This window comes from Gilliamella sp. Pas-s95, from assembly GCF_009795795.1.
GTDB lineage: Bacteria > Pseudomonadota > Gammaproteobacteria > Enterobacterales > Orbaceae > Gilliamella > Gilliamella bombicola.
In genome coordinates, this window is the sequence record NZ_WTFC01000012.1 from 52,995 (window position 1) to 67,899 (window position 14,905).

Sequence of the window (14,905 nt, forward strand, 5' to 3'; positions counted from 1 at the left end):
ATCTCCTATTATTCTGACAACTAAATTAGTTAATTGGTATGGCCACCAACAATCTTTGGTATTCTAAAAAACGTTCAATAATTGCTGGGTGATATTTTGAGTCACTGATGCATGTTTCTAATAATTGCTTATCATCAGCTGTAAAATATGCTAGAACTTTGCCAATCAATTGATTTTTAACTGCGTTTTCAACAAATGCCGCCTGAACACCACAGAGCGTGATATCAAGCAATTCTAATCGTGAAAATGAGAAAATCGATTGGGCAATGTGATACTCTTTTTCGATATCAGTGCCAAAAATCCCTGCATCATCGGTATTTAGCGTAATGCGAACGCCTTGGTCATAAAGTTGCCTAATGGGGTGCTTATAAATATCGCCATGCAGCTCATTAACTAAAATTCGATTGCTTGTTAAGGCAATTTCAAGGGTGACTTTTTTATCGATCAGTTCACGAATAAGCACTTTGTCTTCAATGGCACGAATACCGTGCCCAATTCTATTTGCACCATGTTTAAGCGCTTGAATAATACTTTCGGCTGAATCTATTTCGCCTGCGTGATACGACTTTTTTAAATTAAGCTGAGCGGCTAATTCATGGGCGGCTTTAAAATCATCAAAATGGCCTGCTTTTTCATTACCTGCGATATTGAAACCGGTAATCAACGGATGAGGGTTATTTTGAATAAATTGCAGAGTATCATAAACCACATTCGCACCAAGATGTCTAACACCAATTACATGGTATCGCACAGTAATATCATATTGCTGACTAACGTCAATAATAGCCTTATCCATCTGCTTTAGTGTTTGGTGAAATCTATCTTGATTCCAAACAACTTGCCCGTCGTGGGATGGTGTTGCGCAGATATGAAAAGGGGAAATAAACAGCTCGCAATAAATTAACCCTTGCTTAGCGTTTCTAAAAAGAAAATCATAAGTAATATCGTAATAATCTTCAGGATTTTTTAGAAAACTAGAAACGATATCATACGTTTTAATAAACTCTTCAAACTTAGATTCGTCGTACGAATATCTACCATTTTTATACTCATTAGCATCATATTGGCCCGGTAGATAACATAAAGTTGTAGGGAACGGAATATTGTTTTTTTGGGCTAACTGGCGAGCCATCATTGGGGTAATACTCCCTTCAATGTGCTCATGTAATATGACTTTGGGTATTATTTGATTTTTCATTAGAAATTTAATCTATTTAAATAAGCTAAATGGGCTCTGGTAATAATGACATAAAAACACTTATCAAAAAGCTCAAAATAGCATACTAACATTGTGAATTATAAATTCAGTTAGTGTACCTTGATAAGATACCTTTCAGCCATTTATTTTGCATTACTGATTTATTTTTTGTGTGGTAAATCATATTTTTAAAGCTGACTGATTGATAATCAAAAAGGCAACAACCTATATTGTTGCCATTATATTGGTAGTGCTAAATTTAACCTACCACACAATAAATGATTAATTAATAGCTTGAGCTGTTTCTTTGTTTGAATGTTCGTTTTTAAAAATCAACATAAACACAATAGCTAAAACTAAAGCATAACCTGAAAAAACAAGCCAAACAGCATGCCAATTTACGGTTTTTCCTGAAGTATAATAATCGACCACAAAACCACTAGCCATTGTTCCCAAGTAAGCACCGATTCCATTAGTCATCATCATAAATAGCCCTTGTGCACTATTACGGATATCTGGCGAAACCGTTTTTTCAACATACATCGAGCCTGAAATGTTATAGAAGTCAAAGGCACAACCATAAACAATCATTGATAGAAGTAATAATACAAAACCGAAAGGAGAAGGATCGCCGTAAGCAAATAGTCCAAAGCGAGCAACCCAAGCAAATATACTAATTAACATAACATATTTAATACCAAGGCGCTTCATAAAAAACGGTACAAATAAAATAAATATCACTTCTGAAATTTGTGAAATAGAAAGTAATACAGCAGGATATTGAATTGCTAAACTATCTTTGAATTCTGGAATATCATCAAAACTATGCAAAAATGAATTACCGAAGGTATTGGTAATTTGTAAAATACCGCCTAAAAAAGCTGCAAATAGAAAAAAGATAACCATTTTAGGTTGTTTGAATAATACAAACGCATCTAACCCCAATGAGCTAATAAGTGATCTTTTTTTATCTGTGTTTTGTGATGTCGAAATAAATGGAAGTGTTAATGAATACAAACTTAGTAAAAGAGAACCCGCAGCGGCGATATAAAGTTGTATATTGCTAGCTTCTAATTTCAAAAAGCTAACTATCCACATTGCAACGATGAAACCGATAGTACCATATATCCTAATTCCCGGAAACTGAGTAATAACATCAAGTCCTTGAGAATTCAAACATGAATAAGAAATTGAATTTGAAATAGCGATGGTAGGCATAAAGGCTAAACAGTGAATTAACATGACAATTGTCATCATTAACGGTGATGTAACAGATGCAGCAATAATTAGTGTTATAGCACCAATTAGGTGACAAAGAACATAAAGGCGATTGGCTGGTATCCATCTATCGGCAACAATACCGAGTAAACTTGGCATAATTAGTGAAGCAATGGCCATCGATCCATATACAGAAGCTACCTCAATACCAATAAAATTTAATTGATGCTCAAGATAATAATTTAAGGTGATTAACCAGCTTCCCCATATAAAAAATTGCAGAAAAAATATTATTTTAAGTTGTAACTTGGTGTTCATTTTGTTTCCTTATTAAACAAGATTTTTATAACCTACTACACATAAATATGAATAATGCATTTTAAAACTGTTACCGCTATCAGTATTGATTAGCTAAAAAAAAATGGCAGTTATTCTGCCATTTTTAGTTTCAGTTTTGATTTAATAATACCGACTCTAGTGCAACGGTAATCATTTCTTTAAAGCCTAATTGTCTTTGCTCTGCCGACATTGCTTCACCTTTTCGAATATGATCCGAAACCGTGCAAATGGCCAGTGCTTTAGCGCCATATTCGGCAGCAACCCCATAAATTCCAGCCGCTTCCATTTCAACACCTAAAATATTATATTTTTCCATTACGTCAAACATATCAGGCTCAACGCTATAAAAAAGATCGGCAGAAAAAATATTACCCACTTTCACATTTACACCTAACTTTTTAGCTGCATTAACGGCATTACAGGTCAAATCAAAATCAGCGATAGCGGCAAAATCATGATTTTTAAAACGTAAGCGGTTAACTTTTGAATCGGTACATGCGCCCATTCCAACAATAACATCACCCACATTAACATTAGGGCTAATTGCACCACATGAACCAATACGAATAATGTTTTCAACACCATAAAATTTAATCAGTTCGGTTGCATAAATAGAGCAAGATGGAATACCCATACCATGCCCCATAACTGAAATTTTTTGGCCTTTATAATAACCCGTAAAACCTAACATCGATCTTACATTAGTTACTTCTTGGGCATTTTCTAAAAACGTTTCTGCAATAAATTTTGCTCGTAGTGGATCGCCAGGCATTAAAACGGTTTTTGCAAACGCATTATCAATGGCATTAATATGCGGGGTAGACATTAACTTCTCCTGATATTTATTACTAAGTCGGTATGACTCAAACTTAAACTACTTCTTTTTTATAAACGATTTACCGTAATCCATTGGCGATAAATCAAAATAATCGGCAACACTTTGTCCAATATCGGCAAATGTTTCACGATGACCTAAAGATCCTACTGGCACACTGTCGCCATAAACAATGACAGGAATATGTTCACGAGTATGATCGGTACCAGCCCAAGTTGGATCGCAGCCGTGATCGGCACTGATAATAAGCAGATCGCCGGGCTCAATGAGTTCTAACATTTCAGGAAGACGACGATCAAAATATTCTAACGCAGCAGCATAACCCGAAACATCACGACGGTGACCATAAGAAGAGTCAAAATCGACAAAATTGGTAAAGACAATGGTATTATCTTTAGCTTGTTTGATTTCTTCAAGTGATGCATCAAACAGGGCTTCAAGACCGGTTGCTTTTACTTTCTTGGTGATCCCAACGTGGGCATAAATATCGGCAATTTTACCAATTGACACGACCGTACCGTGTTTTTCGTCAACAAGCTTTTTAATCATCGTTGGTGCTGGTGGTTCAACAGCAAGATCGTGACGGTTACCTGTACGTACAAATTCGCCCGGTTTTTTACCTACAAATGGCCTTGCAATAACACGGCCAATATTGTAATTACCCTTATTTAGTTCATCGCGAGCAATTTCGCAAACTTCATAAAGTCTATCTAAACCAAAAGTCTCTTCATGACAGGCAATTTGGAATACTGAATCGGCAGAAGTATAAAAAATTGGCTTATTAGAAGCCATATGCTCTTCACCCAATTCATCAAGAATAACGGTGCCAGATGAATGACAATTGCCAAGGTAACCGGGGAGTTTAGCGCGAGAAACGATTTTATCTAACAGATCTTGAGGAAAGCTGTTGGTGGTATTGGTAAAATAGCCCCAATCAAACAGCACGGGCACGCCGGCGATTTCCCAATGTCCTGACGGCGTATCTTTACCGGAAGAAATTTCGCTCGCATAGCCGTAAGAGCCAATAATTTCGCCTTCAGTTTGCATGCCTTTTGGGTAATAGCCAGTTGATTCGTACGCTGCTTCGATTAAACCTAATTTACCTAAATTTGGCAATTTTAATGGCCCAGTGCGACCTTGTTCCGCTTTACCTAAAGCGCAAGCTTCAGCAATATGGCCTAAAGTGTTAGCTCCTTCATCGCCATATTTTTTGGCATCTTCAGCACCGCCGATCCCAAACGAATCTAGGATCATAATAAATACTCTTTTCATAATATCCTCTAACTGATAAACAACACTTAAGTCAAGTACAATAGATATAATCAATCACAGCTAATTAAATACCGACGACTATTTTTGGGCTAACAGTAATTCATAAAACTATTACTCGTATAGTTGCTATATATAATAGCAAAAAACAAAAAAGATTTAAGCATTGCTTTAATCGAATAGTTGAATATTTGTATAAATAATGTTGTTAATTTGATCTGGCTCATGCTTTTTATAAAAAATAACATCTTTTTAGTAAAATACAGACAACAGCAAATTTATAAAAAAATTCAAATGCATTCATGACCAAATAAATCATCAAATAACAGCAACCCTGTGATAATATAGAAAGCAAGTACAATAGAGCCCAAATCATAACAATAACAGATAAAATCGAATTACACTTGGGTGTCTACTTTCACAAAATAAAGGTAGTGATTATTAATGAAACAAAAAATTCCTAACACATTTGGTCTAGCTGTTTTTGCTCAAAAAGTTATTACTGTCACAACTGTCGAACAATTACAACAAATTTGGCAAGATAACTCGCCGCATTTACCGATTATGATTATTGGTGAAGGCAGTAACACGCTTTTTACCTGTGATTTTGATGGTATTGTAATTGTTAACCGCATCAAAGGCATCACAATGACCGAAACCGACCAAGCGTGGCATTTAAAAGTTGGCGCAGGTGAAATTTGGCACGATATTGTATTGCAAACGATAGAACAAAATATATCAGGGCTTGAAAACCTCGCATTAATTCCGGGGTGTGTTGGTTCGGCTCCTATTCAAAATATTGGTGCTTACGGGGTTGAATTTCAGAAAGTAGCTGATTATGTAGAACTGCTTGAGCTTGCCACAGGTAACATCATCACAGTTACCGATGGTCAATATGGTTACCGTGAAAGCATCTTCAAAAAAGCATATTTGCAAGGTTATGCGGTTATCAATGTTGGTATTAAATTACCCAAACAGTGGCAACCAGTATTAACTTACGGTGAATTACGCAACTTTGATCCCCAACATGTCACACCACAAATGGTCTTTAATAAAGTATGCGAAATTCGCCGCAGTAAATTGCCCGATCCTAAAGTGCTTGGCAATGGGGGAAGCTTCTTTAAAAATCCTGTGATCGACAAAATTGAGGCAGACAAATTACTTGAAATTTACCCAAACATGCCAATATATCCACAAGTTAACGGGCAAATAAAATTAGCCGCAGGTTGGCTTATCGATCAGTGCGGTCTAAAAGGCTATCAAATAGGCGGAGCGGCTGTGCATCAACAACAAGCGCTCGTATTAGTCAACAAAAATCAAGCAACAGCACAAGATGTGGTTGAATTAGCTCGTTATATAAAAAAATGTGTATTACAAAAATTCTTGGTGAGTTTATCACCAGAAATCCGATTTATCGGCAACAAGGGCGAAATTGAAGCGGACAGTTATTTGTAATTAACTCAAAATTATCATTGTCCGCAAAACATAACCCATAAATTATATGCGATAACATTATGAAACATTCGTATTCATTTCCTATTTTATTGATAAGTTTACTTTTTGTGACTATCTCGCTGTCAGCACTTAACACACAAGTACCATTGTGGTTAGTGCGTAACGAGTTTTCGCTGGGTCAAATTGGTCTTGTGGGATCAAGTTATTTTACTGGTAACTTGATTGGCACTATTTTTGCCAATTGGTTTATTAGTAGATTTAATGCTCGTCACACTTATACCTATAGTTGTATTATTTTTGCCATAGCAACTATTGGCTTAAGTTTTTCAATAAATTTTTATAGCTGGATAATGTGGCGCTTTTTTATTGGCATTGCTTGCGCTGTCACGTGGGTGGTGATTGAAAGTTGCATATTACTCACTGGTCCAGTACATACACGTGGAAGGATGCTTGCAATTTATTTAACCACTTATTATTTAGGCACGGTTCTGGGGCAAGCTTTGTTACAGTATTTTCCACAAGATGTACTGTATTTTGGATTGGTTATTATGTTACTAATGGGGCTTGCGATTTTATTTATTTTGCGCACACATTATAAACTACCAAAAAGGAAAAAAAGCAGCTTTAACATTATGCCAATGATATTGAATAAACCCTCGCGGCTTGGGTTAACTGGCTGCATTATTGCAGGTATGTTAATTGGATCGTTATATTCACTCTTACCGGCTTATTATTCACACTTAGGATATAGCGATATTCAAGTTGCTAATTGGATGATCCTACTGATTTTATCTGGCGTCATAGCACAAATGCCAGCCAATTGGTGTGCAGATAAATTTGGACGGCAGATTGTATTGCTAATTGAATCTTTGTTCATGTTAGTTGCATGTATCATGCTGATATTTAATTGGTTTAATGCATTAGCGATTATCTTATTAGGCGCAACGATTTACACCATTTATCCTATATCCATGGCTTGGGCTTGTTCGTGTGTTAAAAAGCAAGATATCGTCGCCATGAATCAAGCCATGCTCTTGACCAATACGTTAGGCAGTTTGATTGCCCCGGCGGTGATTGCCTTTATTATGGACAAAATGAATAATACCTATTTATTTGTCAGCTTTGCTATAATTTCGTTATACTTCATTGTGTTATTAATTAAAAAAAGAGGAACGGATGCGCAGCCACAAAAATCCACTTAAATTAATAGAAATACTCGCAGATGGCAAATACCATTCAGGTGAAGAATTAGCAACAATATTTGGAATAACACGCGCAGGCATCAATAAATACATCAAACAGCTGCGTGAGTGGGGAGTAGACTTAACTTCAGTGCAAGGCAAAGGCTATTGCTTGGCATCGCCACTTAATTTGCTCAACAAAAACAAGATTGATCAGCATTACCAATCCGATAGCCACTGTGAAATATTACCGATTATTGATTCAACCAACCAATATCTACTTGATCGAATCGGTCAATTAACATCGGGTGATTGCTGTGTGGCTGAATTTCAATCAAAAGCACGAGGTCGAAGAGGGCGAAAATGGTTTTCCCCTTTTGGAAGCAATTTATACTTCTCAATGTATTGGAAGTTAGAACAAGGCGTGGCCGCGGCAATGGGGTTAAGTTTGGTGGTAGGGATAGTACTTGCCGATACCTTGCGCACATTATCAGGCCAAGAGATCAAAGTTAAATGGCCAAATGATCTTTATCTTAATGACCAAAAGTTAGCCGGTATTTTAGTTGAGCTTGCCGGCAAAACTGGCGACTGTGCCCATGTAGTGATTGGTGTTGGTGTTAATCTAACCATGACAAATCCTGATACTAACATAGTTAACCAAAAATGGGCTAATTTAGGTAATGTTGATCGTAACTTACTTGTTGCACAAGTGGCCATAGTCTTAAAAAGTAAATTAATCGACTTTGAAAAACATGGTTTAGCGCCATTTATTAATGATTGGAATAGACTCGATAACTTTGCCAATCGACCAGTAAAACTATTAATTGGTGATAATACCATTCGCGGCATTGCAAAAGGCATCAACGAGCAAGGTGCTTTATTGTTAGAACAAAACGGTAAAATTAATGCCCATATTGGTGGCGAAATATCATTAAGAATTGATGAATAATAAACCCAAAATGATTTAACAAAACTATTCCGCTTGTAACAAGCGGAATAGTTTAAGCAAACATATTCTTAACTTTTATTTTTTAAATTTCAAAACCCTAAGAGCATTAGCGGTCACAATAGCAGTTGTGCCTGAATCAGCCAACACTGCTAGCCACAACCCAGTAAAACCAAACAAACTGGTAATCAAAAATACCAGTTTAATACCTAATGCAATGGTAATATTTTGTTTAATATTACGACGAGCAAAGCGAGTTAAACGAATTAATTTAGGCAAACTGAGTAAGCTATTTTTAGTTAATGCAGCATCGGCAGCTTCTAGCGCAACATCTGTGCCACTTCCCATGGCAATACTCACAGTTGCGGCCTTCATGGCTGGCGAATCATTAATACCGTCACCCACCATAGCAATAGACGTTGTGTTACGGATTTTTTCAATGGCAATCAACTTATCGGCAGGCAACAGTTCAGCGCGGTAATCCATACCTAACTGATCGGCAATAGCTTTGGCTGCTCGTGCATTATCACCAGTTAACATCAAAGATTTAATACCAAGTTGATTAAGTTCATTTATTGCAGTAATTGCATCTGATCGCAACACATCTTGCAGAGCAATAATACCCATCAATTGTTGATTTGTTACCGCAACTACCACGGTTTTACCAGCACTTTCAAGCTCTGCAATGATTTTAACGTGTTCATCATTTAAAGGCGTTGAAACGGTCGCAACTTTGCTTGGCGAAACAATATAAAAAATCTGATTATCAATCTCGCCTTGAATACCAATTCCCGCGATTGCTTTACGATTACCTGCCTCATTGATATTTAATTGATTCTGCAATGCATAATCAACAATAGCTTTACCTATAGGATGATGCGAACCACTTTCAATTGCGGCAACTAGCGCCAATAATTGTTCTTTTGAAATATCTTGAGCAATCACATCAGTTACTTGCGGTTTACCTTCAGTTAAGGTACCTGTCTTATCAAACGCAACCCGTTTAACCGAACCAATATGCTCTAACGCCGCACCACCTTTAATTAGCACGCCTTGCTTTGCAGCATTCGATAAGGCCGATGTTATCACCGCAGGTGTTGAAATCACTAGCGCACAAGGGCAACCAATTAATAACAACGTCAAGCCACGATAAAACCAAGTATACCAATCAGCACTTAGCAACAAAGGTGGCACAACAATCACTAATAGTGCAAAAAAAGCAATTGTAGGCGTATAGTAACGGCTAAATTTATCAATAAAACGTTCAATAGGCGCTTTACGCTCCTCGGCATCTTCAATCATCTCTAAAATACGATCAACCGCATTTTGCCCGACTTCTGATACCACTTTGAGTTGAATTGTATTATCAACCACCAGCGAACCGGCCATAATTTTGTCGCCTGAAAGATAATTAACTGGAATGGATTCACCGGTTAATGCGCTTTCATCAATATTGGCTTGCTCGCTCATTAAAATCACATCAGCAGGCAACCGGCCTCCAGATGAAATTTCAATAATATCATCGGGTTTCAAGCTATGACTGGCAACGGTTTTTCGTACACCGTCAATGATAATAACGGTCTCTTCTGGCATGAGCTGAGCAAGCGAAGAGATGCCTTTTTTGGCTTTACTTGTTGCAACACCTTCTAACATCTCACCAATCATAAATAAAAATATAACCATAGTGGCTTCTTCGGCAGCTCCAATAAATAAAGCCCCAATAGCTGACACACTCATTAACGACTCGATCGCAAATGGTGTACCACTACGCGTTAAAATTACCGCTTCTTTCAAAATAGGCATTAATCCAACAATTGCTGTCACCATAAAGGCATATTCGCCAACGGTTTTATTACATAACAACAGGATATAGCTCACCACAATTAAAGCGCCTAATACTCCTAGAGGAATTAATGCTTTTTTATCAAAACTATGGGAATGGTCATGATGATGCGAATGTTCTGGGGAAGGTTCAAAAATGGGTTTATAGCCTAACTCGATAACTTTATCTTCAATTAATTTAATCGTTTGTTCATTCTTTTGCGGAACTAAAACGACTAATTTTTCGGTAGAAAAGATAATTTTAGTTTGGCAAATATCGGGTAATGTCTTTAAGCTATTTTCAATTTGCTGCGCACAGTGCGCACAATCCATGCCTTCTATTTTCCATGTCAGTTTAGTCTGCTTACTTTGCCTGTTGGGGTCATCAGGAGTATCGTCAAACTCATTTTTGGGGTTAGTCATATGGGAATCGCCACCAGAACAATGCGTTGAATCTTGATGACAATGTAACTCATGAGATAAATGTGCATGATTATGCGCCAGATTTTGACAATTATCATGACAACATTCATGAAGATGATGTTCGTGGTACATAGATTTGTTATTATATAACATAACGTTACCTCGCTTAGGGGGATGATTTTGATTGTACGCTAAAAAAGAAAAAAATAAATTAATTTATTTTTATGGGATTTTTTAAATTAAAATTAATGCGTTAAAAACGTTAGCAACGTGATGACATCTAACAAATCAGTGATAAATAGAGCACTTTAATAACAGCCATTTAATTACCCAAAAATCGGTCAGGAAAGGTATTGATTTTATTGAAGTTTTTATTTGATGTTTTTTATTCAAAAAACATCACCAAAACCATTTCCCAAAGCCCGCCAACATAAGCTGACTCACCCTTTAACAAAACTTTACAAATTTTTAACAAAAAAGGTAGCGCATTATTGGTCAAGCGGTTATAATTTAATCGCTTACAAAGCAAGGGAGTGCTCATTATTAGAGCAGTCAGTTATAAAAAATCGAAATAAAACAAAAAATTACTTGATAGGATGATCGAAATGCGTTACCATTTATGGCATCTGGCATCTGGCATCTGGCCTGCCAAACCTACGCCCTAAAACTTTTTAATTTTCACTATAGTCTAAATCAGACACAGTTCTTATTTTCATCACCGAGGTCATTTCGCGTAGCGAAATCGGCGCCGTCATCGAGGTTTTTTCAGGCGATGTTTTCGTCGGGTCCTTCGACGACATTCTCGGAAACCTCTTTGGTCAGGTCATCGGCCACCTCTTCGGCAAAATTATCGTCGATATCCAAGTGGTTGTTAAAGCCGCCATTGGTATTCAAACCGCCATTATGGTTTAGAGCTTCATTGTTATCTAAATTGTTCTCTAAATCGGCGTTGTTCTTCGTGGTATTGTTGTTGTCATATTCACAGTGTTCTGTGGCATTAACGGCACATACATCAAGGGTCATAGAGGGTAGTGCGCCGTATTTAACATTCGACGGTGGTCGGACAAAGGCAATATCAACAGATAGTTTGTTGTCTATCAAGTTGCAGGATGGTCAGGTAATCACGCCGTCTACTAATACATCAAGTGTATCAAATCCAATCAGGTTGCCTTATGCAGGGAATACTTTGGATGATATAGATATGATAGTCCCGTCATCAACTAATTCAGTGAGTTTAAGTGATTTAGTCACTCGATATAATTATTGGCGAGATGATGATGGGGATGGACAGGGTGGTAATGGAGTTACCGCATCGGGGAGTATATCGGTATCGTTTAGGGATAAGAGTAACAGTACAGTTAATCGTAACGAAGCATTAAGTATATGTAAGGCACCTTATAGGGTAAGATTAAGTAGTACAGGGGGATATTTACAGACCCAGTACGGTGTTCCTAGTAGAACTAGTTTTAGTGGAGCTACGGTGGACTATTATATCAATCCGTATGACAATGCTAGTGTTTGTCACGCAGCGCCGAATTTGTATTTGGGTGGCACTCAGCGTCCGGGCGACGACAGCAAGTACTTCGGCTCACTTAACGAGTGGCATGGTAATGTGGGTTTTGTTCCTCAGTCATCTTACGACCGAAATTTTCCTACAACGGGTGCAGATGGATTGTATTTTGATTTGGACATGAAAGGTATTGACGCAAGTCAGTTGACGTGGTCTACGTTCAGGCGTGGTGGTATAACGGCTACAGTGACAAATATAGCACGTGATGACTCATGGTCTGTTTTTCTTGAGGGAAGAGTTGTCGCACGAGTTAAGTTAAGCGGTCCTAGGGCTGATGATACTCAGATAAATTCAAGTCGTCCTAGTCGGCTTACTCCGTCGCTATCTTTGCCACAGACAGTTGTGTTGGTCGGTAGGGATAGTCGAGGTAATGAGGTGAGGTATGGGTTTGTGTTAAAGCAGTGGTTCGTCAATCGGGGTAATAAACTCGATACTCAGTCCAACCAATCCACTTGGTGTAGTCGTTTGGGTTATCGTATTGCTAGGGTCAGCGATTTAACCAATTCAAGCTATAGCAGTTTAGGCGCCACGCCTCGTTCATCTGGTAATCATTACAAGCGTCATATAGGTGCTGGTTTTTTCACGGAGTGGGGCGGCATGTACGCCTACGCTGATGCGGGCTTCGTCTACGCCCACTACTGGACGAGTGACGCGGCAGGTAGCGATGGGTTCACTGTCTACTCGGACGACGGCCACGTCAGCAGCTACAGTGCTTCCTACAGCGATTATGCTGTTTGTACCGCACCTTAGTTTTTAGCGTTTATTCCTTAATCCTTGGGCCGCGGGGGCGGTTATGGTGCCTGAGAGGACAATCTAACAAAGAATAACGCCCCCGCGTAAGTTGGGGCATATTCCCTTAGGGTTGCGCTGTTGCGGCGAAGCCACAATCGCGCCGCCCCCGCCGCCGGCGACGCTGAAAGTGTCGATGGCAATCCTAGTGGATAATGCTGTGGCGGTTTAAATTTGTGGTCTATTTATAGTACGGCAAGGTTTCGGACGTTTTGACCTTGGGTGAACAAAATAGCTACAGTGACCACGTCCGAACAAAGGGAATTAAAGCTAATTCCCTTTGCAATCCCACGCTTTGGCTACAAAATGTGGCCTACGGCACTACTCGTATCATCCTGATACTCGCCTCTACGAGGCCATCTTCGCTGTGCTCAGATGTTCAAATTTGTTCCAGACAAATTTGTCCGACGCCGGCGCTCGGTCTTAACGCACAGTTTGTGGACGCGCTCCCGGCGCACCACAAACTCGCCAAACATCCCTGTTTGGCGTGCTAACCTCGCTCTGTTGTCGGCACATTCTGACGCCGGAACAAGACAGACAACATAATCGCAGGTGTTTTTTGATGAGTTGCTTTTGTATTAAAAAGCAATGTAATTACATCCAAAAAGTGGTCAGAAAAGGTATTGATTTTATTTAAGTTTTTTTTGAAGGTATTTTTTAACAAAAACCGCCTTATAAAAACACAACAACCCATCCCAAAAACGATGGTTATGTTATTTGTCTTATTTCGGTGTCAGAATGAGCCGACTGTTTTACGATTATGGGATTTAAGTAATGAGAATAAAAAAGACATGATAACTTCAAACGAATAAAATTGAGCATTTTATTCATTTGGAGCTGTTAACTGCACTATAAATTTATAGTGCAGTTAAATTCATATCTATTTTTACATTACATGCTTCTAAATATTTAATAATAGTCTGCACACTTGATTTAGTGGGGTTGCTTTCGATTCTATGAATATTTGAAGGTGTTACATTCAATTTACGAGCAACATCAGATGATGTAAATTTTGCTCTTTCACGTGCTTCAGCAAGTAACTCTTTAAGTTTCCATTCATATTCAGCTATTTCGTACGCTTTTCTTGATTTGTCTGTATTAAGCATAGCAGACTCTAAGTCCGCAATTGTTTTAGAATGTTTAGTCATTTGACATCTCCTTTATTCTTTCTTGTGCTATTTTTAAAGCGTTGGCCGGTGTTTTTTGAGTCTTTTTCACAAATGAATATAAAATATAAATTGTGTTGTTTTGTTGATACACATACAGACATCTTGCAATATTATTACGTTCGATTGCTCTCAACTCAAATAAACCGGCGCCCAAACTTTTGCTACTTGGCATTTTTAGTTGTCCGTTAGTTTCTAGTTTTTTTATTAACTGAAACATTTTACCTCGTAACTCATCAGGTAGTTCTGACAGTTCTTTAAATGCGTTATCGTGTATTTTTATATTGAACATTATTGCGCCTTATTTTTGATTCTAATTTTATCATACAAGTTAACATTGTTAAATAAATTGATTTTCATTTTTAAATGAATTTTTACTTAAAGATTAAAAAAATAGTTAAACTTTGTTTTGATGACATTGAAACAGATAACACGTTTAAAAAGGATAATAAAAATGAATAAATTTAATGAGATAAACTTAGATTAGAAAGTTTAAAAATTATAAAAATTACAACACGAATTGTACGCAGAATATAAAGAATTAATCTTAACGCCGTATAGGCGTTTAATTAAAATAAAATCAACAATATAATTATAAAAACACAACAATCTTCCCAAAAACGATGGTTATGTTATTTGTCTTATTCCGGCGTCAGAATGTGCCGACAACAGAGCGAGGTTAGCACGCCAAACAG

The 14,905-nt window shown here is 37.6% G+C and carries 11 protein-coding genes; 4 read left to right on the forward strand and 7 right to left on the reverse strand.

Annotation, left to right across the window (positions count from 1 at the left end):
• Nucleotides 1–25: 25 nt before the first annotated feature.
• The 4 genes from add to GQ598_RS04835 form a co-directional block, all read right to left on the reverse strand.
• On the reverse strand, nucleotides 26–1,198 hold the full coding sequence (gene add / locus GQ598_RS04820) for an adenosine deaminase (RefSeq protein WP_160402588.1): 1,173 nt from the start codon (nucleotides 1,196–1,198) through the stop codon (nucleotides 26–28).
• A gap of 282 nt (nucleotides 1,199–1,480) precedes the next feature.
• Nucleotides 1,481–2,734 carry a nucleoside permease gene (locus GQ598_RS04825; protein ID WP_160402589.1) on the reverse strand — a complete coding sequence of 418 codons (1,254 nt, stop codon included), beginning with the start codon at nucleotides 2,732–2,734 and terminating at the stop codon, nucleotides 1,481–1,483.
• Between the two features lie 130 nt (nucleotides 2,735–2,864).
• Nucleotides 2,865–3,581: a purine-nucleoside phosphorylase gene (gene deoD / locus GQ598_RS04830; protein ID WP_091347273.1), complete on the reverse strand. Its 717-nt coding sequence runs from the start codon at nucleotides 3,579–3,581 to the stop codon at nucleotides 2,865–2,867.
• Between the two features lie 48 nt (nucleotides 3,582–3,629).
• Entirely contained in the window at nucleotides 3,630–4,862 is a 1,233-nt protein-coding gene (locus GQ598_RS04835; protein WP_160402590.1) for a phosphopentomutase, read from the reverse strand.
• Nucleotides 4,863–5,303: 441 nt separating this feature from the next.
• Here GQ598_RS04835 and murB point away from each other — a divergent pair, with 441 nt between their 5' ends.
• The 3 genes from murB to birA are packed head-to-tail and all read left to right on the forward strand — an operon-like array spanning nucleotide 5,304 to nucleotide 8,444.
• Complete coding sequence (murB, locus tag GQ598_RS04840; protein ID WP_160402591.1) at nucleotides 5,304–6,314, forward strand: UDP-N-acetylmuramate dehydrogenase; 1,011 nt, start codon at nucleotides 5,304–5,306, stop codon at nucleotides 6,312–6,314.
• A 59-nt stretch (nucleotides 6,315–6,373) separates the two neighbouring features.
• Nucleotides 6,374–7,516 (forward strand): MFS transporter, encoded by a 1,143-nt coding sequence (locus tag GQ598_RS04845; RefSeq protein ID WP_160402592.1) that lies wholly within the window; start codon nucleotides 6,374–6,376, stop codon nucleotides 7,514–7,516.
• Nucleotides 7,491–8,444, forward strand: a complete 954-nt coding sequence (gene birA / locus GQ598_RS04850; RefSeq protein ID WP_160402593.1) for a bifunctional biotin--[acetyl-CoA-carboxylase] ligase/biotin operon repressor BirA — start codon at nucleotides 7,491–7,493, stop codon at nucleotides 8,442–8,444. The genes GQ598_RS04845 and birA overlap by 26 nt, the downstream gene beginning before the upstream one ends.
• A gap of 75 nt (nucleotides 8,445–8,519) precedes the next feature.
• On the opposite strand, the gene GQ598_RS04855 is transcribed toward birA, so the two are convergent.
• A complete protein-coding gene (locus GQ598_RS04855) occupies nucleotides 8,520–10,838 on the reverse strand; it encodes a zinc/cadmium/mercury/lead-transporting ATPase (protein WP_202112681.1) in 2,319 nt (772 codons plus the stop codon).
• Between the two features lie 466 nt (nucleotides 10,839–11,304).
• Here GQ598_RS04855 and GQ598_RS04860 point away from each other — a divergent pair, with 466 nt between their 5' ends.
• Nucleotides 11,305–13,005, forward strand: coding sequence for a hypothetical protein (locus GQ598_RS04860; RefSeq protein ID WP_160402594.1), 1,701 nt, complete (start codon nucleotides 11,305–11,307; stop codon nucleotides 13,003–13,005).
• Between the two features lie 896 nt (nucleotides 13,006–13,901).
• Here GQ598_RS04860 and GQ598_RS04865 read toward each other — a convergent pair.
• Nucleotides 13,902–14,192, reverse strand: a complete 291-nt coding sequence (locus GQ598_RS04865) for a helix-turn-helix transcriptional regulator (protein WP_160402595.1) — start codon at nucleotides 14,190–14,192, stop codon at nucleotides 13,902–13,904.
• Nucleotides 14,185–14,502, reverse strand: a complete 318-nt coding sequence (locus GQ598_RS04870; protein WP_160402596.1) for a type II toxin-antitoxin system RelE/ParE family toxin — start codon at nucleotides 14,500–14,502, stop codon at nucleotides 14,185–14,187. The genes GQ598_RS04865 and GQ598_RS04870 overlap by 8 nt, the downstream gene beginning before the upstream one ends.
• Nucleotides 14,503–14,905: the final 403 nt, after the last annotated feature.

Coding starts and splice junctions, on each gene's coding strand:
- add (WP_160402588.1), bottom strand. CDS start 1,198: ATGAAAAATCAAATAATACCCAAAGTCATATTACATGAGCACATTGAA.
- GQ598_RS04825 (WP_160402589.1), bottom strand. CDS start 2,734: ATGAACACCAAGTTACAACTTAAAATAATATTTTTTCTGCAATTTTTT.
- deoD (WP_091347273.1), bottom strand. CDS start 3,581: ATGTCTACCCCGCATATTAATGCCATTGATAATGCGTTTGCAAAAACC.
- GQ598_RS04835 (WP_160402590.1), bottom strand. CDS start 4,862: ATGAAAAGAGTATTTATTATGATCCTAGATTCGTTTGGGATCGGCGGT.
- murB (WP_160402591.1), top strand. CDS start 5,304: ATGAAACAAAAAATTCCTAACACATTTGGTCTAGCTGTTTTTGCTCAA.
- GQ598_RS04845 (WP_160402592.1), top strand. CDS start 6,374: ATGAAACATTCGTATTCATTTCCTATTTTATTGATAAGTTTACTTTTT.
- birA (WP_160402593.1), top strand. CDS start 7,491: ATGCGCAGCCACAAAAATCCACTTAAATTAATAGAAATACTCGCAGAT.
- GQ598_RS04855 (WP_202112681.1), bottom strand. CDS start 10,838: ATGTTATATAATAACAAATCTATGTACCACGAACATCATCTTCATGAA.
- GQ598_RS04860 (WP_160402594.1), top strand. CDS start 11,305: ATGGCATCTGGCATCTGGCATCTGGCCTGCCAAACCTACGCCCTAAAA.
- GQ598_RS04865 (WP_160402595.1), bottom strand. CDS start 14,192: ATGACTAAACATTCTAAAACAATTGCGGACTTAGAGTCTGCTATGCTT.
- GQ598_RS04870 (WP_160402596.1), bottom strand. CDS start 14,502: ATGTTCAATATAAAAATACACGATAACGCATTTAAAGAACTGTCAGAA.